General features: G+C 65.5%; 17 protein-coding genes. 9 read left to right on the forward strand and 8 right to left on the reverse strand.

Annotation, left to right across the window (positions count from 1 at the left end; all coding sequences use genetic code 11):
• Positions 1–163 precede the first annotated feature (163 nt).
• Entirely contained in the window at positions 164–2,845 is a 2,682-nt protein-coding gene (gene topA, locus BHK69_RS17945) for a type I DNA topoisomerase (RefSeq protein WP_069691283.1), read from the reverse strand.
• Positions 2,846–3,074: 229 nt separating this feature from the next.
• Here topA and panB point away from each other — a divergent pair, with 229 nt between their 5' ends.
• On the forward strand, positions 3,075–3,896 hold the full coding sequence (gene panB / locus BHK69_RS17950) for a 3-methyl-2-oxobutanoate hydroxymethyltransferase (protein ID WP_069691284.1): 822 nt from the start codon (positions 3,075–3,077) through the stop codon (positions 3,894–3,896).
• A 106-nt stretch (positions 3,897–4,002) separates the two neighbouring features.
• On the opposite strand, the gene BHK69_RS17955 is transcribed toward panB, so the two are convergent.
• A complete protein-coding gene (locus BHK69_RS17955) occupies positions 4,003–5,127 on the reverse strand; it encodes a hypothetical protein (RefSeq protein WP_069691285.1) in 1,125 nt (374 codons plus the stop codon).
• A 112-nt stretch (positions 5,128–5,239) separates the two neighbouring features.
• Between BHK69_RS17955 and BHK69_RS17960 the strand changes: the two genes are divergently transcribed.
• The 5 genes from BHK69_RS17960 to dprA all read left to right on the forward strand — a co-directional run bounded on the left by BHK69_RS17960 (position 5,240) and on the right by dprA (position 9,737).
• Entirely contained in the window at positions 5,240–6,184 is a 945-nt protein-coding gene (locus BHK69_RS17960) for an aspartate carbamoyltransferase catalytic subunit (protein WP_069691286.1), read from the forward strand.
• Positions 6,185–6,189: 5 nt separating this feature from the next.
• Positions 6,190–6,432 (forward strand): hypothetical protein, encoded by a 243-nt coding sequence (locus tag BHK69_RS17965; protein ID WP_069691287.1) that lies wholly within the window; start codon positions 6,190–6,192, stop codon positions 6,430–6,432.
• A complete protein-coding gene (pyrC, locus tag BHK69_RS17970) occupies positions 6,425–7,729 on the forward strand; it encodes a dihydroorotase (protein ID WP_069691288.1) in 1,305 nt (434 codons plus the stop codon). Before BHK69_RS17965 ends, pyrC begins: the two co-directional genes overlap by 8 nt.
• A gap of 106 nt (positions 7,730–7,835) precedes the next feature.
• Positions 7,836–8,459, forward strand: coding sequence for a glycerol-3-phosphate 1-O-acyltransferase PlsY (gene plsY, locus BHK69_RS17975; protein ID WP_069691289.1), 624 nt, complete (start codon positions 7,836–7,838; stop codon positions 8,457–8,459).
• A gap of 6 nt (positions 8,460–8,465) precedes the next feature.
• Positions 8,466–9,737, forward strand: coding sequence for a DNA-processing protein DprA (gene dprA / locus BHK69_RS17980; protein ID WP_069691290.1), 1,272 nt, complete (start codon positions 8,466–8,468; stop codon positions 9,735–9,737).
• A gap of 149 nt (positions 9,738–9,886) precedes the next feature.
• Here the strand turns inward: dprA and BHK69_RS17985 are convergent, their stop codons facing one another.
• The 3 genes from BHK69_RS17985 to BHK69_RS17995 all read right to left on the reverse strand — a co-directional run bounded on the left by BHK69_RS17985 (position 9,887) and on the right by BHK69_RS17995 (position 11,589).
• The gene (locus BHK69_RS17985) at positions 9,887–10,093 is read right to left on the reverse strand and encodes a hypothetical protein (RefSeq protein ID WP_069691291.1); all 207 of its coding nucleotides are present in this window, start codon (positions 10,091–10,093) and stop codon (positions 9,887–9,889) included.
• A gap of 163 nt (positions 10,094–10,256) precedes the next feature.
• Complete coding sequence (locus tag BHK69_RS17990; RefSeq protein WP_148663479.1) at positions 10,257–10,574, reverse strand: hypothetical protein; 318 nt, start codon at positions 10,572–10,574, stop codon at positions 10,257–10,259.
• A 91-nt stretch (positions 10,575–10,665) separates the two neighbouring features.
• Positions 10,666–11,589 carry an AEC family transporter gene (locus BHK69_RS17995; protein ID WP_069691293.1) on the reverse strand — a complete coding sequence of 308 codons (924 nt, stop codon included), beginning with the start codon at positions 11,587–11,589 and terminating at the stop codon, positions 10,666–10,668.
• A 268-nt stretch (positions 11,590–11,857) separates the two neighbouring features.
• On the opposite strand from BHK69_RS17995, the gene BHK69_RS32905 reads away from it, so the two are divergent.
• Together BHK69_RS32905 and BHK69_RS32135 are read left to right on the forward strand one after the other, a co-directional pair.
• Positions 11,858–12,304 (forward strand): hypothetical protein, encoded by a 447-nt coding sequence (locus BHK69_RS32905; RefSeq protein ID WP_199578933.1) that lies wholly within the window; start codon positions 11,858–11,860, stop codon positions 12,302–12,304.
• 60 nt (positions 12,305–12,364) lie between these two features.
• The gene (locus tag BHK69_RS32135; RefSeq protein ID WP_148663480.1) at positions 12,365–12,667 is read left to right on the forward strand and encodes a hypothetical protein; all 303 of its coding nucleotides are present in this window, start codon (positions 12,365–12,367) and stop codon (positions 12,665–12,667) included.
• Between the two features lie 19 nt (positions 12,668–12,686).
• Here the strand turns inward: BHK69_RS32135 and ruvX are convergent, their stop codons facing one another.
• The 3 genes from ruvX to BHK69_RS18020 form a co-directional block, all read right to left on the reverse strand.
• Positions 12,687–13,211 carry a Holliday junction resolvase RuvX gene (gene ruvX, locus BHK69_RS18010; protein WP_069691296.1) on the reverse strand — a complete coding sequence of 175 codons (525 nt, stop codon included), beginning with the start codon at positions 13,209–13,211 and terminating at the stop codon, positions 12,687–12,689.
• 219 nt (positions 13,212–13,430) lie between these two features.
• Positions 13,431–14,405, reverse strand: a complete 975-nt coding sequence (locus BHK69_RS18015; RefSeq protein WP_069691297.1) for a tripartite tricarboxylate transporter substrate-binding protein — start codon at positions 14,403–14,405, stop codon at positions 13,431–13,433.
• Between the two features lie 85 nt (positions 14,406–14,490).
• On the reverse strand, positions 14,491–15,246 hold the full coding sequence (locus BHK69_RS18020) for a GntR family transcriptional regulator (protein ID WP_244548235.1): 756 nt from the start codon (positions 15,244–15,246) through the stop codon (positions 14,491–14,493).
• An 88-nt stretch (positions 15,247–15,334) separates the two neighbouring features.
• On the opposite strand from BHK69_RS18020, the gene BHK69_RS18025 reads away from it, so the two are divergent.
• Positions 15,335–15,622: a UxaA family hydrolase gene (locus BHK69_RS18025; RefSeq protein ID WP_069691299.1), complete on the forward strand. Its 288-nt coding sequence runs from the start codon at positions 15,335–15,337 to the stop codon at positions 15,620–15,622.
• Positions 15,623–15,813 lie beyond the last annotated feature (191 nt).

The following is a 15,813-nucleotide window of genomic DNA, read 5'->3' on the forward strand; positions in this document are numbered from 1 at the left end:
GGGTCCGACCTTTGGTCGGCCCAAGGATAAACTCCGCGAAGTGCCCGGAACCCAGAACCGATGCCCTCACAGCTGAAGCGCTGTCGTTCCAGCATCTTTCTGGTCACTATCATCGGTTCCGGGCTCAGGCCTGCGGCCTGCCCCGGAATGACGGTGTGGTCCGTCAGGCCTTGGCGGCCGCCTTCGGTTTCGCCGCTGCCTTGGCTGGCGCCTTTGCCTTTGCAGCGGCCTTGGGCTTGGCCGAGGATTTCGCGGCAGCCTTGGCCGGAGTCTTCGCCTTCGCCGCAGCCTTTGGCTTCCCGCCACCCTTGACGCCGCTGGCCTCAGCCTTGGTGTTGACGAGTTCGACCGCCTGTTCGAGCGTGATCGCCTCCTGCGTCATCGCCTTGGGCAGGGTCGCATTGACCTTGCCCCAGTTGACGTAAGGGCCGTATTTGCCGGCGCGGACGACGAGCTTGCCGCCGCCCGGGTGCTCACCGAGATCGCGCCCCGGCACGGCTGCGCCACGCCCGAAACGGCTGCCGCCGCCGCCACTCTCCTTGGCGACGATCAGGTCAATGGCGCGGTTGCCGCCGAGTTCGAGGATATCGTCGTCCTTGTCGATATTGGCGTAGGTCTTGCCGTGCTGGACGTAAGGCCCGTAGCGGCCGATTCCGACGAGGATCGGCTCGCCGCTCTCGGGATGCTTCGCGACCTCCCTTGGCAGCGCCAGCAACGCCAGCGCCTTCTCCAGCGTCACGCTGGCCGCGCTCATGCCCTTGGGCAGGCTGGAGCGCTTGGGCTTCTCACCCTCGCCAAGCTGGATATAGGGCCCGAAGCGGCCATCACGCAGCGTGACGTCGACCTCCGTGACCGGATCCTTGCCGAGGATGCGCACGCCCGGCGCACCTTGACCGCCCTCAGTGGTGGCTTCGCCATCAGCCGCGGAGACGGTCAGCGGCCGGGTGTAGCGGCACTCCGGATAGTTCGAACAGCCGACGAAGGCGCCGAACTTGCCGAGCTTGAGCGAGAGCGTACCGGTGCCGCAGACCTGGCAGGAGCGCGGATCGCCGCCATCCTCGCGCGCCGGGAAGACATGGGCGCCGAGCACGCCGTTCAGCGCCTCCAGCACCTCGGTGACGCGCAGATCCTTGGTCTCGCCGATCGATTTGGTGAACTCTTCCCAGAATTCGCGCAGCAGCACCTTCCAGTCGATCTCGGCGTTGGAGACCCGGTCGAGTTGCTCCTCGAGATTCGCCGTGAAATCGAACTCGACATAGCGCTTGAAGAAGCTCTCCAGGAACGCCGTCACCAGCATGCCCTTGTCCTCGGGGACGAGGCGTTTCTTGTCGATGCGGACATATTCGCGGTCGCGCAGGGTCGACAGCGTCGCGGCATAGGTCGAGGGGCGGCCGATGCCGAGCTCTTCCATGCGCTTGACGAGGCTGGCTTCCGAATAGCGCGGCGGCGGCTCGGTGAAGTGCTGGTCGGCCGCGATGGCGCGCTTCTCGAGCGGCTCGCCATTCTTCATCGCCGGCAGCTTCTTGGAGTCCTCGTCCTCCTCGTCGTCGCGGCTCTCCTGATAGAGCGTCAGGAAGCCGTCGAAGAGTACGACCTGGCCGGTGGCGCGCAGCTCCAGATTGCGCGCGCCGACCTTGGCCGCAATGTCGACCGTGGTGCGTTCGAGCGAGGCCGATTCCATCTGGCTGGCGATGGTACGCTTCCAGATCAGTTCGTAGAGCCGCGCCTGCTCGGGTTCGAGATGGCGCGCCACCATGGCCGGCAGACGGCCGAGATCAGTCGGCCGGATCGCCTCATGGGCCTCCTGCGCGTTCTTGGCCTTGACCGTGTATTTGCGCGGCACGCCGGGAACATAGGCGTCGCCGAACTCCTTGCCGATGACGCGCCGGGCGGCGGTGATGGCCGAGCCGTCCATGTCGACGCCGTCGGTTCGCATATAGGTGATGAGACCCACGGTCTCGCCGCCGATGTCGACGCCCTCATAGAGCCGCTGCGCCAGTTGCATCGTTCGCGCCGGGGCGAGGCCCAGCTTGCGCGAGGCCTCCTGCTGCAAGGTCGAGGTCTGGAAGGGCGGATAGGGGTGGCGCTTGACCGGCTTGGCCTCGACATTCGCCACGCTGAAGGCGGCGGTCTCCAGCGCCGCCTTGAAGGCGCGCGCCTCGTCGCCCGTGCCGATGTCGAGCCGGGTGATCTTCTTGCCGTCGGCACCGACGAGCCGCGCGTCGAAGACGCCGCCTGCGCTGGTGGCGAGTGTGGCCACCAGCGACCAGTATTCGCGTGCCCGGAAGGCCTCGATCTCGCGCTCGCGGTCGCAGACGATGCGCAGCGCGACCGACTGGACACGGCCGGCCGAGCGCGCGCCGGGCAATTTGCGCCAAAGCACGGGGGACAGGGTGAATCCGACGAGATAGTCGAGCGCTCGGCGCGCCAGATAGGCGTCGACCAGCGCCTGGTCGACCTGGCGCGGATTGGCGAGCGCCTTTTCCACGGCGTCCTTGGTCACGGCGTTGAAGGTGACGCGCTCGACGGGAATGCCCTTGAGCGCCCGCTTGGCGTTCAGCGCTTCCAGCACGTGCCAGGAGATGGCCTCGCCCTCGCGGTCCGGGTCGGTTGCGAGGATCAGCTTGTCGGCGCCCTTCAGCGCCTTGACGATCTCGGCGACCTGCTTGGCGCCGCGCCCCTCGATTTCCCACTTCATCGCGAAGTCCTGCTCGGGCTCGACGGAGCCGTCCTTGGCGGGCAGGTCGCGGATATGCCCGAACGAGGCGATGACCTCGTAATCCGAGCCGAGATACTTGTTGATCGTCTTGGCCTTGGCCGGCGACTCGACGACGAGGAGCTTCATGGTGCGTTTCAGTCTCAATGGGCGAAGGACGGGGCCGGGCAAAGCACAGGGAAAGCACGTTATGTGCCTGCCTGGCGAAGCTTGGCGCAGGGCGCGTTGATAGCGGTTCGGAAGGGCGCGCGAAAGTGGTTCACGCCGTTCTCTCTGTCAAACGCCGATTATGCTTTGCCCGGACGGGTGGAGGCCTTACCCGGGCGCTGACGTTCGACGATGATGAGCGGAGGATATCGTGTCTGTACACAGCTTGATCAAGCGCCGGACCGCGCAGGACATCCAGATACGCAAATCCGGCGAGCCGATCGTCTCCCTGACCGCCTATACCGCTGCGATGGCGGGCATCGTCGACGAGGTCGCCGATTTCATCCTGGTCGGCGATTCGTTGGGCATGGTGGTCTACGGGCTCGACAGCACCGTTCCGGTGACGCTGGAGATGATGATCCTGCATGGCCAGGCCGTGATGCGCGCGACGCGCCACGCCCTCATCGTGGTCGACATGCCCTTCGGCAGCTATGAGGAAAGCCGCGAGCAGGCCCTGCGCAACGCCGCCCGCATCCTCAAGGAGACCGGTTGCGGTGCGGTCAAACTCGAAGGCGGCGCGCGCATGGCGCAGACGATCCGCTTCCTGGTCGAGCGCGGTGTACCCGTGATGGGCCATATCGGGCTGACGCCGCAGGCCGTCAACACGCTCGGCGGCTTCAAGGCACAGGGCCGCAGCAAGGCGCAGTGGCCGGCCATTCTCGCAGATGCCGAGGCGGTCGCGCAGGCGGGCGCCTTCGCGATGGTGGTCGAGGCTGTCGCCGAACCGCTGGCCGCGCAGATCACTGAGGGGGTCGGCATCCCGACCATCGGCATCGGCGCGTCCGCGGCTTGCGACGGCCAGATCCTCGTCCTCGACGACATGCTCGGCCTGACCGGGCGCGTGCCGAAATTCGTGAAAACCTATGGCAATCTCGCCGCTGAGGTGAGGCAGGCGGTCACCGGCTATGCCGACGACGTCCGGGCCCGCCGATTCCCTGGGGCCGATCACGTCTACAGCGTGAAGGCGGAATGAGGCTCCAGAGCATTTTCGAGCGAAGTGGACACCGGTTCGCGTGAAGACAATGCGATAAGGCAAGGCGGTAGAGCATTTCCGCGCTTCGGAGAAACGCGGAAATGCTCTAGTTGCAGCCCTCGGGAAGCTCCGTCGCCCGCAGGCTTTCGGGGCCGCTTTTGGAGGAGTTGCCCATTGGATGCTTGACGTTCCAGCGGCCGGAGCCGTCGAGCTTCAATGTGCCTTTGCCGTCTTGCAATTCCAGCGCATAGCTGCCGCTGCCATAGAACTGGGCCCCGACCACCCGTCCGTTATAGGCGTAGGTTCCCGTCTTCTCGCCGTTCGGCGTGAATTGGAAATTGGCATTCGGCGAGGTTTTGACTGTGAATGCCTCTGCCGAATCGCAGACCTTGTCGGAGAATTTCAGGTCGTCGACCTGACCGGCGACGCTGAAGGCCAGGGCGCAGCGAACCTCGATTCCGAGTAGGCTCTCAGGCGTCGGGCCCGGGCTGCCGGAGGTGATCTTGGTTTTCTTCTGCTTCAGCACGCGCCGGATCTCGCCGGCCAGCACGTCGACCTGGGCTCGATAGGCCTTCACCTCGTCCTCGGCCTGTTCATAGGCATGGCGCTCGTTGAATGCGTAGAAGCCCAGTCGCTGGCATGTATCGCGATGTGCGGCCTCATGGACCTGAAGCGCCTTCGCAATCCCGTCGCAGACGCTTCCTTGTGTCGTGGCCTGCTTCATCGCGGCTTCGTTCTCGGGCGCACACAGATCCTTGCCGGCCTTGCGGTGTTTTTCCTCGATCTCGCGGCGCAGCGGAAGGTCGGGCTGAGTGTAGTCGTTCACCCATTTTGTTGCTTCCGGAATGCCTTCCTTCTCCCGGTTGTTGGCAGCGTTGTCGCGCAGCTGTGCTCCGCGCGGTACGAATTTGATCTCCTGCGGGGCCCCCGGCGTCGGCGGGGGGAGGCCATCCCGTGCGCTGCCCGGCGCTGGTTTCTCGCCCTTTCTGGGCGGAGCTTCGAAGGCCTCGTAATCCCGCCGTGCAGCGTTGACGGCGAAATCCTTCGGCGGGGCGCCGTATTTCTCGCGCAGATCGTGGGCCTTGGCGGCGTGCTTGTCGCGCAGGATCAGGGCAAGCTTCAATTCATTCTGCAAGGATTTCAGCCCTTCGCAGGTGCAGGCGGCGGCCTTTGCCTCGCTACCTGCCGTCACAAGGATCGCGCTCAGCAGCGCAAGCGCCGGCCGTTTCATGAAAACTCCCCTGTCTCAACGCTGGGCCCATCTGACATGACCTAACGGTAGACGACAATATGCAGCACCGCCTTGCGCGCGCCACGACTCGCGCCTAAACACCCGTCTTCAAATGACATCGCCAGCACCGCTCTACCCGCACCGCCACCTCCTCGGCATCGAGGGGTTGTCCCATCTGGACATCGAGGCGCTGTTGGACAGGGCCGACACCTATGTCGCGCTCTCCCGGCAGGTCGAAAAGAAGACGGCGACCCTGCGCGGCCGCACCCAGATCAACCTGTTCTTCGAGCCCTCGACCCGGACGCAGGCCTCCTTCGAGCTCGCCGGCAAGCGGCTCGGCGCCGACGTCATGAACATGTCGGTCGCCTCCTCTTCGGTGAAGAAGGGCGAGACGCTGATCGACACCGCAGCGACCTTGAACGCGATGCGGCCCGATATCCTGGTGGTGCGTCATCATGCGGCCGGTGCGGTCAATCTCTTGGCCCGCAAGGTCGATTGCTCCGTGGTCAATGCCGGCGACGGCGCCCATGAGCACCCGACGCAGGCGCTTCTCGACGCGCTCACCATCCGCCGCAACAAGGGCCGCATCGCCGGGCTGACGGTGGCGATCTGCGGCGACATCCTGCATTCGCGCGTCGCCCGCTCCAACATCATCCTGTTGAACGCGCTTGGCGCGAAAGTCCGTTTGATCGCACCTTCGACCCTGCTACCGGCCGGCATCGAGCGCATGGGCGTTACGGCCTTCACCGACATGAAGAAGGGGTTGGAAGGCGCTGACATCGTGATGATGCTGCGCCTGCAGCTCGAACGCATGCATGGCGCGTTCGTGCCGTCTCCAAAGGAGTATTTCCGCTATTTCGGCCTCGATCGCGACAAGCTCGATGCGGCTCAGCCGGACGCGCTCGTGATGCATCCAGGCCCGATGAACCGCGGTGTCGAGATCTCCTCCGAGGTCGCCGACGGCGCACAGTCATTGATCCGCGAACAGGTCGAGATGGGCGTCGCCGTCCGCATGGCCGTACTCGATGCGCTCGCCCAGCACCTGCCGAATGGCTGAGCGCAGTGGACTTCGCCCTTGCCCTGCTGCTGAAGCTGATGCGCCGGGTCCGATACGTCTTCGTGGCGCTCTATCTCGTCGTCTCGGCCGGGTTCCTCTACGCCGAGCCGCGCTCGGGCTGGACCTGGTTCATCGTCGTGGCGGGCGCCGTTTTATGTCTGGCGTTCTGGGGTCTGGTGGGCTTCTGGACTTATGCCTTCGCGCGCAGGCAGAGCCGTGACGGCAGGAATGGAACCGACCATGGCTGAACTTCAGGACATCGCGATCGTCAACGCCCGGCTTGTCGATCCGGCGACGGGACGCGACGAGCGCGGTTCGCTCCTCATCCGGTCGGGACTGATCGTGGATGTCGTCTGGGGCGGTGCGCCCCCGACCGTCGCGGAAGGCACGCATCTGATCGATGCCGGCGGCCTGGTTTTGGCGCCGGGGCTGGTCGATCTGCGCGCCTTTCTCGGCGAGCCGGGGGCCGAATTCCGCGAAACGCTCGGCACCGGCTCGCAAGCCGCCGCTGCGGGCGGCGTCACAACGGTGGTCTGCCGGCCCGATACCGATCCGCCGATCGACGACCCCGCGATCATCGACTTCATTAAGCGCCGCGCCCGCGACAAGGCGATCGTCAACGTCCTGCCGTCGGCCGCCCTGACCAAGGGTATGCTGGGCAAGGAGATCACCGAGTTCGGCCTGTTGCTGGAGGCCGGTGCCGTGGCGTTCGGCGATGGCGCCAAGGCGGTCCGCAATCCGCAATTGCTGCGTCGGGCGATGATTTACGCCCGCGATTTCGACGCGCTGTTGATGAACCATGTCGAGGATCCCGATCTGCGTGGTTCGGGCGTCATGAATGAGGGCGAATTCGCCAGCCGCAAGGGGCTGCCGGGCATCCCCCACGAGGCCGAGACCGTGATGCTGGAGCGCGACATCCGGCTCGCGCGGGCGACCGGCTCGCGCTACCACGCGGCGATGATTTCCTGCGCGGAATCGGTCGAGCTGGTGCGCCGGGCCAAGGCGTCGGGACTGCGCGTCACCTGCGGCGTCTCGATCAACAACCTGACGCTGAACGAGAACGATGTCGGGGACTATCGCACCTTCTGCAAGGTCTCCCCGCCGCTGCGCCATGAGCAGGAGCGCCTCGCCATGGTCGCGGCGCTGGCCGAGGGCGTCATCGACGTCGTGGTCTCCGATCATGATCCCCAGGACGTCGAGACCAAGCGCCAGCCCTTTGCGGAAGCCGCTGATGGCGCGCTCGGCATCGAGACCTTGCTGCCGGCCGCCCTGCGCATGGTCCATGCCGGGCAGATCGGCCTCGCCACGCTGCTGGCTTCGCTCTCGGCGCGGCCGGCCGGCTTGCTCGGCCTGCCCGGCGGCCGGCTTGCGGTGGGCGCGCCCGCAGACCTTGCTTTGTTCGATCCCGACGCCCCGCATGTCGTCGATAAGCGCAAGCTCAAATCGCGCGCCAAGAACTCGCCTTTCGACGAGGCCAAGCTCGAAGGGCTGGTGCGCACGACGCTGGTCGCGGGCAGGGTGGTCTATCACGACGACGCGGTCTAGATCACGTTTCCCGGGGTTGAGAGCATTGCTCCAGCGAAAAACCGGTACCCACTTTTTCGCGCAATGCTCTAAGCTCCCGCGTGCGGGCTGAGACGAGAGGGGTGGCATGCCGGACTGGATGAATTTGGGCCTGTCATGGCCCTCTGTTTGTGCGGCCCTCGCCATCGGCTATCTGCTCGGCTCGATTCCCTTCGGGATCATCCTGACGCGCCTGTCGGGCGGGCCGGATCTGCGAAGCATTGGCTCGGGCAATATCGGCGCGACCAATGTGCTGCGCACCGGCAACAAGAAGCTCGCGGCCCTGACGCTGGCCGGCGACATGCTCAAGGGCACGACGGCGGTGCTGCTCAGCGCCTATCTGGTCGGTGGCAAGAGCGCCGCCCTGCTGGCAGGGTTCGGAGCCTTTCTCGGCCATCTCTTCCCGGTCTGGCTGCGCTTTCGTGGCGGCAAGGGCGTCGCCACCTATCTCGGTATCCTGATCGGGCTGAAATGGCCGATTGCTGTCACTTTTGCCGCGATCTGGCTCAGCGTTGCCTATCTCAGCCGGTATTCCTCGGTCTCGGCGCTGCTGGCGAGCGTGCTGGCGCCGCTCCTGCTCTGGTTCTGGGCGCATGAGTATCAGATGGCGGCGGGGATGGCGCTGCTCACCGTGCTGCTCTGGTACATGCATCGGGAGAACATCGCGCGGCTGCTCGGCGGCCGCGAAGGCAAGATCGGTCAGAAGGGCTGAACGGGCATGGCTGGCGTCGCCCTCACCGATCGCCAGCGCCTGGATTGGCTGCGACTGATCCGCAGCGAAAGCGTCGGCCCGCGTACCTTCCGCGCCTTGATGAACCGCTTCGGCGGGGCGGCCGCAGCGCTTGAAGCCCTGCCGGATCTCGCACGGCAGTCCGGCCGCACACTGCGGCTCTGCACGCTGGCCGAGGCGGAGCGTGAGTTCGCCGCTCTACAGCATCAGGGCGGCCGTTTGATCGCCCTGGGCGAGGCGGCCTATCCGAAGCCCTTGCAGGCGATCGATTCGGCACCGCCCTTGCTGGCGGTGATCGGGGCGGCTGATGCCCTGCTGCGGCCTTGCGTTGCGCTCGTCGGCTCGCGCAACGCGTCTGCCGCCGGGCAGAAATTCACAGCCAGGCTGGCGCGCGATCTTGGAGAGGCGGGTTTCGTCGTGGTCTCGGGGCTGGCGCGCGGCATCGACACCGCAGCCCATGAAGCGAGCCTTGGGACTGGAACAATCGCCGTGCTGGCTGGCGGTCTCGACGAGGTCTATCCGCCGCAGAATCAGTCCTTGTTCCGGCGGCTTCTGGAGAGCGGCGCCGGGATCAGCGAGATGCCGATGGGCTGGGCTCCACGCGGGCGCGACTTTCCGCGCCGCAACCGGCTCGTCTCCGGGCTGTCGCTGGGAACCGTGGTGGTCGAAGCGGCACGCAAATCGGGCTCGCTGATCACGGCGCGCTTCGCCAATGAGCAAGGCCGGCAGGTTTTCGCGGTTCCCGGCTCGCCGCTCGACCCGCGCGCGGAAGGCGGTAACCACCTGATTCGCGAGGGCGCGACGCTTTGCGCGGAAGCCGCTCACGTCATCGAGGCACTGCTGCCGCTGGTCGAGTTCGAACAGGGGCTTGGCGGCCAGGGATTTGGCGGCCAGGGATTTGGCGGCGCCGGAGCCGTGATGCGGGATGGCGCGGGAGAGGCTCCGCCTCAGGCGCTGTGGGACGAGCTCGATCTGCCTGGGATTACGCCCGCGCCGAAGACGGAACTCCCGGCGGACACGGCTTGGCAGGACAAGGCTTGGCAGGACAAGGCTTGGCAGGACAAGGTCTTGCCGTCGGAGACGAGCGATCAGGGCATCAACCTGCTCGATCTGCTTGGCGCGGCGCCGATCTCGATCGACGATCTCGTTCGCGCCAGCGGCCGTTCCGCCCGCGACGTCAGCCGGGAGCTTCTGGAGCTGGAGCTTTCAGGCACGGTCTTGCGGCAGCCAGGCGGCTTGCTGACGCGCCTGATGCCCTGAGGTGGGATCGCCTGGCGCGGAACCGTCAGAGCAGGATGCGAAAAGTGGGAACCGGTTTTTCGCATCGATCCTGCTCTCATTTTTAGATGAGAGACGGTTTCAGACTTCAGACGGAATCACGCCGTGTTTCCGTCTGAAGTCATCCGGCTCTAGGGATTGGGGCGGCAACGCTCGGTCTGGTCGCTCGCCTCCTGGCGCGTCAGTTCGAGGAAATAGACCAGATGCCGCAGATCGGCGGCGCGCGCCATCGTGCCGAGTTCGATGAGCAGCAATTCGATATAGTGTGAGACCTCGAACTGGAGCTGGCGGCGCTGGGCGGCGCGGCCGTCGATCGCGCCGGCTGGCGCTGCGGCCATGGGGGGCGAAGCTTCGCCGCCCTTGCGCGGCTGGTTTCCGGGGAGGGCTTGGCCGGGTTCGGCAGCTGCAGTCACGTCAATGCCTCCATTGGGTGCAATATCGCGATAATGCAACCTGGAGTTTAAAAAAGATTGACTTGAGCTATCCCAGCCCCTTGCGGGGTCACATCAGGTTCGCGCCCGCCTCGCGCTTGAGCTGGATGGACGCTTCGAGCCGCGTCATGTCCAGGAAATAAGCGAGGCTCTCCATATCGGCGGATTTAGCCATCCGGAGCAGCTCGGCGCTCATGCGCTCGATGTAAAGCACGGTCGCCTGCTGCAATTCGGAGAGCTGTGGCTCTTCGGCGAGCATCACTGTAGGCGAGACGGAAGAGCTGGAGCGAGCTCCGTCGCGCACGGCGCTGCCGGAGCGTGGGAAGGTAACTCGTCGCGGTATCATGGGCTGAACTCCCGTGATCATGCGCGCGATGTCGCGCGACATCTGGGCCTCATCCATATTCGCGTCGTCTTATGAAGACGCAATCAATGCGTGTAAAATTCGATTTGACTGTCCTAAACGTAGCGGTGACCACTCAGGTGAGGATGAGCACCGCCAGCGGCAGGGTACCGAGCGCGAGCAAGGTCTGCATTGTCGTGATCTCGGCCATCAGCGGCGCGTCGCCGCCGAGGTCACGCGCCAGGAAATAGGCGGCCGTGGCGGTCGGGACGGCGGCGGCGACCACCGTCATCGTCAGGGCCGGTCCCGAGACGCCGAGCTGCCGGGCGAGCGTCCAGGCCAGCACCGGCATGACGACGAGCTTGAGCGCGATGGCCAGGCCATGAGCGAGCCGGGGCTTGGCGAGGCGGCCCAGATCGAGCCCGGCTCCGACCACCAGCAGCCCGATGCCGAGCGCCGCGCGGCCCAAAATGTCGACATAGGTCGCGACCGCGACCGGGAGCATCCACTGCAACTGATTGAGGATCAGCCCGAGCGCTGAGGACCAGATGAATGGGTTGAGCGCAACCGAGCGCACCGTTGCGCCTGGGCTCATCGGCTGTCCATTGGCGTAGCGCGCCAGCACGATCACGCACATCACGTTCAGCAGCGGGATCATCGCCGCGACCGCGATCGCCATCATCGTGGCGCCGTCGCGGCCTAGGAGCCCCGAGGCGAGCGCCAGGCCCACAAAAGTATTCCAGCGCACCGAGCCCTGGAAGATCGAGGTGAAGGCCGGTCCCTCGATCCCGAGACGCCGCAGCAGGGGGCGGCTCAACAGAAGCGCCGCGGCGACGCAGAGTATGGTCAGGATCAGGCTCAGGCCCATTGCCAGGACGGGCAGGCGGCTCAGATCGGCGACCGCCAAGGTATGGATCACGACTGCGGGGAACAGCACCTGATAGGTCAGCCGCTCGACGCCGCTCCAATGCGTCGCCGTGACGAAGCCCGCGGTCTTGAGGCCCCATCCTGTTGCGATCACCAGGAAGACGGCGACGAGGCTGTTGATCATCGGGCTCATGTCGCGGGCGGATCCAGATGGCGGCTGCCCGTCGCGGCGGGCTGGCGGCACCCGGAATCGGAACAAGCGGCCGAGACGCTCGTTGTTTAGACCGAGAGCATCGTCAAGGCGGGCCCTTCTCCTGTCATGGCGATGAGGCCCGGACAAGGGCGCAGAGGGATAGGTGGCCTGCTATCGCCGCAATACTGCCGCGATTGGTTCAGGTCGTGTTCAAGCCGGCGCAGGCATCTTGTGGATGCTGCTGCTGACCACCTCAGGAGATACCATCATGGCTTCCAAGAGGACTGTTTTCATTGCGGGCCTGACGGCCGCGGCCATTGCCGGGGCAGGGCTCGCGACGCCTGCCTTCGCAAGCGAGACGCGGCTGCGGGGCGATGCGCAGAGGCTCGACGCGGCCCCGGCGGAGTACAGCTATTATCGCGGCCATCGTCGCGGTTGGCATGGCGGGCGCGGTGCGGCTGTCGCTGGTGCGGTTGGCCTCGGCCTCCTCGGTGCCGCGGCGGTCGCCGCGAGCCGTCCGGCCTATGCCGATCCCTATTACGGCTATGACAATGGCTACGATTATGCCCCGCCCGCCCCGGTCTATTACGAGCCGGCCCCGGTCTACGAGGCTCCGCCGGTCTACGCCCCACGCTATCGCTACTATCAAGGCGGTTACGACTCGGGCTATCGCTCACGTAACGGAACGGTCGATCCGTCTCGCGGCGGTCGTTGACGCACATAGGCAGGCTCGGCCGGAAAGGCCGGGCCTGCCGACATCACTGGGGGAAATTTGATGTCTTACGATCGCAAGGCGATATGGCTTTGCCTTGGCTTGGTCGTGTCCGCCATTGGCGGAGCCGGCTCGGCCTCGGCCCAGTATAATCGCGGCTATGACCGCGATCCCGATTATGATCGGCGTGAGCGCTACGAGCGCCGGGACCGCTATGATCGGCGTGATGGTTACCGCCGCGATGATCGCGGAGGCTACGATCGTCGGGCGCGCGGTTATGATCAGGGAGCTGGACCGGGCAGGGGCAACAACAACCCGCGCGGGACCCAGCAGGATCTGATCAGGCGCGGGCTCCTCGGGCAGTAAATCAGGCTTTCCCGTCCGTCTAACGCGCCGCGTCGGCTCCATCCGGCGCGGCGTCGTCATGTTCGGGATCGCCCGGCTCCATGCGCATCAACCGGTCGAGCGCACCCTGCAGGATGTAGGCGGCAGCCATCTTGTCGACGACTTCGGCCCGCTTGGCGCGCGAGGCGTCGGCGAACAGCAAGGTGCGGGTGACGGCCATGGTCGACATGCGCTCGTCCCAATAGGCGACCGGCAGCGGCGTGAGCGGCGCCAGATTGCGCACGAAAGCACGCGTCGACTGAACGCGCGGCCCTTCCGAACCGTCCATGTTGAGCGGCAGGCCGATGATCAGCCCCGCCACGGCATGGTTCTGCGCGATCTTGATGAGGGCCGCCGCATCGAGCCCGAACTTGACCCGGCGGATCGTCTCCAGAGGCGTCGCGATCTGCCGTTCGACGTCGGACAAGGCGAGCCCGATCGTCTTGGTACCGAGATCGAGCCCGAGCAGCCGGGCATGGTCGGGCAGGTCAAGGAAGGTTTCGAGCGGCACGACATTGCTTGACATGCCAAGGCCGGTAGCACGCGCCGCCCATCGAGGCGAGCGGCGCGTGTTCGCGCGGCTCTCATCCAAGAGTGAGAGCAGGATCAATGCGAAAAACCGGTGCCCACTTTTCGCATCCTGCTCGAAAGCGTTTTTGAACGAAGCGGACGCCGGATTGCGTGAAGAAAGCGCGTTCCAACAAAGAGCTAGAGCCATTTCCGAGCCAATCGGATCGGAAATCGCTCAGTTCACATTCTGCGGCGTGACGCCGGCCGCTTGCAGTGAGGCCGCCCATTTCGCGATCTCCGCATTGAAGCGCTTCGCATGCGCCTCGCGGGTCCAGTCGCTCTCTGGGAAGGTCCGGGTGCCGGCAGATTTGAAGCGCTCGAGCACCGTGGGATCCTTGAGCGCTGCCCTGAGCGCGCCATTGAGCTTGTCGAGCACAGGGGCGGGCGTGCCCTTCGGGGCATAGAGTCCGTGCCAGATCGTCATTTCGAGGTCGGTGCCGCTCTCGCGCGCCGTCGGAGTATTGGGCAGGACATCGAGGCGTTCGGTCGAGGTCACGGCATAGGCGCGGATCTTGTCACCCTGGACCTGCGGCACGGCCGTGGTCGACTGATCGCAAAGCAGATCGACCTGTCCGGAGACAAGGTCGTTCATCGCCGGTCCGGTGCCACGATAGGCGACCTGCGCGAACTTCACGCCAAGCGCCTGGCCCAGCAGCACGGCGCAGAGATGCGCGTTCGAGCCGATGCCGGCATGAGCGATCGTCAGCTTCTCGGCCTGGAGCTTGGCATAGGGAAAGAACGCCTTGGCATCGACCGGCGGCAGGGCGAGCTTGCCTGCGAGCACCATCGGCCCGGTATTGATCAGGCCGACCGGCGCAAAGGCCGTGCGCGTGTCATAGGTCAGATTGCCGTAGAGCGCGGGCGCCGCGGCGAGCGCGAGATGGTGGATCAAGAGCGTATGCCCATCGGGCTCCGCCGATGCGAGGCGTCGCGCTCCTGCCGTGCCGCCGGCGCCGGCGACGTTCTCGACGAGGATCTGCTGACCGAGCGTGCGCCCCATATGGTCGCCGACGAGGCGGGCGATGACGTCACTGGGCCCCCCGGCGGCGAAGGGTACGATCAGGGCGATCGGCTTGCTGGGGAAGCTTTGCGCCCATGCCGGCATGGCAAGCCCCAGGGCCAATAGCGCCCCGAATGTGAGGCGTTTCATTGTGTTCGCTGGCATCCATTTCCTCCGGTTTTGAAACCGCTCTGCGGCGGCTTGGTGGGAAAGCGAGCGGATCGGACCTGGCGCGTCAGCGCAGGTCGGACAGGTAGTGGGCCTCCTTGGTCAGGCAGATGCTCAGGCGTCGCTCGACCGGCGAGCCATCAAGCGAAAAGGCAATGCGGTCGATCCGCAGGGCAGCTGTGCCGACGGGTGCAGCGAGCTGGCTGGCCTCGTCGGCGTCGAGCGCCACGGCCTTCAGGCGCTCCCGCGCATTGGCGATCGTCACGCCGTAGCGTGCGGCGAACAGGCTGTAGAGATTATTGGGGATCGGTCCCGCTTCCAGCCCCGGAAAGACACGCTGCGGCAAGGTCAGCGTCTCCAGGATGATGGGGACGGCATCGAGCGACCGCAGTCGACGAATACGGATGACGTCGGCTTCTCCGTCGAGATCGAGCGCCACGTATTCGGATTCATCGGCCTTGCCGGTCTCCACCCCCAGCACGGTGCTGTCGGGAAAGCGGCGCTCGCCATCGTCGTGAACCAGCTTGAAGAACTGGAACAGGATGCGCCGCTCGTCATGCTCGGCGACGAAGGTGCCGCGGCCCTGGCGGCGCACCAGCAGGTTCTCGGCAGCGAGCTCGTCGAGCGCCTTGCGGACCGTGCCCTGGCTGACGCCGATCTCGGTGGCGAGCTGCCCTTCGCTGGGCAGGCTTTCGCCCGGCGCCCAGACGCCATCCACGAGCCGCCTGACGAAGATCGCCTTGACCTGCCGATAGAGCGGCCGGAAGCCGAGCGGCTCGGCTGTGTCGGCGACATTGCGCCTGGGATTTTCCAGCTTGTGCACACTCATATGTCTTATATAAGACTTGGCGTCATTCAGGTCGAGCGCCGATTTGCCCGGCCGATCTGCGTCACTCCCGGAGGAGCCCCGAATGAGCAAGCCCCATCTCCTGGTCCATGAAAAGAAGGACACTGTCGGCGTCGTCGTCGTCGAAGGCCTCAAGGCCGGCACGGACATGCTCGGCGTCGTCACTCACGACAATTCCGATTTTCGCCTGACCGCCAAGATGGACATCCCGATCGGCCACAAGGTCGCGCTCAAGGACATCAAGGCAGGCGATACGATCTGGAAATACGGCCAGGACATCGGCAAGGCCGTCGCCGATGTGAAGCGGGGCGAGCACCTGCACGTCCACAACGCCAAGACCAAGCGTTGGTGAGACCAAACGCTGGTGAGACCAAGCGCTGATGGGGTTCTTGCGTCGCTGAAGGAAACCGGCGCAGGCGCCTGAAAAGAATCTGAAAAAGGGCTCCCGGCAAGGTCGAGCCCACAACGAATGGAGGAAACGCCATGTCGATCGTCGCCAATTTCGATCTCGTGAAGGGCAAGCTCGGTCGGATCAAGGGCCGC

It is taken from the genome of Bosea vaviloviae, from assembly GCF_001741865.1.
Lineage (GTDB): Bacteria > Pseudomonadota > Alphaproteobacteria > Rhizobiales > Beijerinckiaceae > Allobosea > Allobosea vaviloviae.

Bases quoted from the DNA above. Each gene is read 5' to 3' on its own strand.
- topA (WP_069691283.1), bottom strand. From the start codon at position 2,845: ATGAAGCTCCTCGTCGTCGAGTCGCCGGCCAAGGCCAAGACGATCAAC.
- BHK69_RS17955 (WP_069691285.1), bottom strand. From the start codon at position 5,127: ATGAAACGGCCGGCGCTTGCGCTGCTGAGCGCGATCCTTGTGACGGCA.
- BHK69_RS17960 (WP_069691286.1), top strand. From the start codon at position 5,240: ATGACATCGCCAGCACCGCTCTACCCGCACCGCCACCTCCTCGGCATC.
- pyrC (WP_069691288.1), top strand. From the start codon at position 6,425: ATGGCTGAACTTCAGGACATCGCGATCGTCAACGCCCGGCTTGTCGAT.
- plsY (WP_069691289.1), top strand. From the start codon at position 7,836: ATGCCGGACTGGATGAATTTGGGCCTGTCATGGCCCTCTGTTTGTGCG.
- dprA (WP_069691290.1), top strand. From the start codon at position 8,466: ATGGCTGGCGTCGCCCTCACCGATCGCCAGCGCCTGGATTGGCTGCGA.
- BHK69_RS17985 (WP_069691291.1), bottom strand. From the start codon at position 10,093: ATGGCCGCAGCGCCAGCCGGCGCGATCGACGGCCGCGCCGCCCAGCGC.
- BHK69_RS17990 (WP_148663479.1), bottom strand. From the start codon at position 10,574: ATGTCGCGCGACATCGCGCGCATGATCACGGGAGTTCAGCCCATGATA.
- BHK69_RS17995 (WP_069691293.1), bottom strand. From the start codon at position 11,589: ATGAGCCCGATGATCAACAGCCTCGTCGCCGTCTTCCTGGTGATCGCA.
- BHK69_RS32905 (WP_199578933.1), top strand. From the start codon at position 11,858: ATGGCTTCCAAGAGGACTGTTTTCATTGCGGGCCTGACGGCCGCGGCC.
- BHK69_RS32135 (WP_148663480.1), top strand. From the start codon at position 12,365: ATGTCTTACGATCGCAAGGCGATATGGCTTTGCCTTGGCTTGGTCGTG.
- ruvX (WP_069691296.1), bottom strand. From the start codon at position 13,211: ATGTCAAGCAATGTCGTGCCGCTCGAAACCTTCCTTGACCTGCCCGAC.
- BHK69_RS18015 (WP_069691297.1), bottom strand. From the start codon at position 14,405: ATGAAACGCCTCACATTCGGGGCGCTATTGGCCCTGGGGCTTGCCATG.
- BHK69_RS18025 (WP_069691299.1), top strand. From the start codon at position 15,335: ATGAGCAAGCCCCATCTCCTGGTCCATGAAAAGAAGGACACTGTCGGC.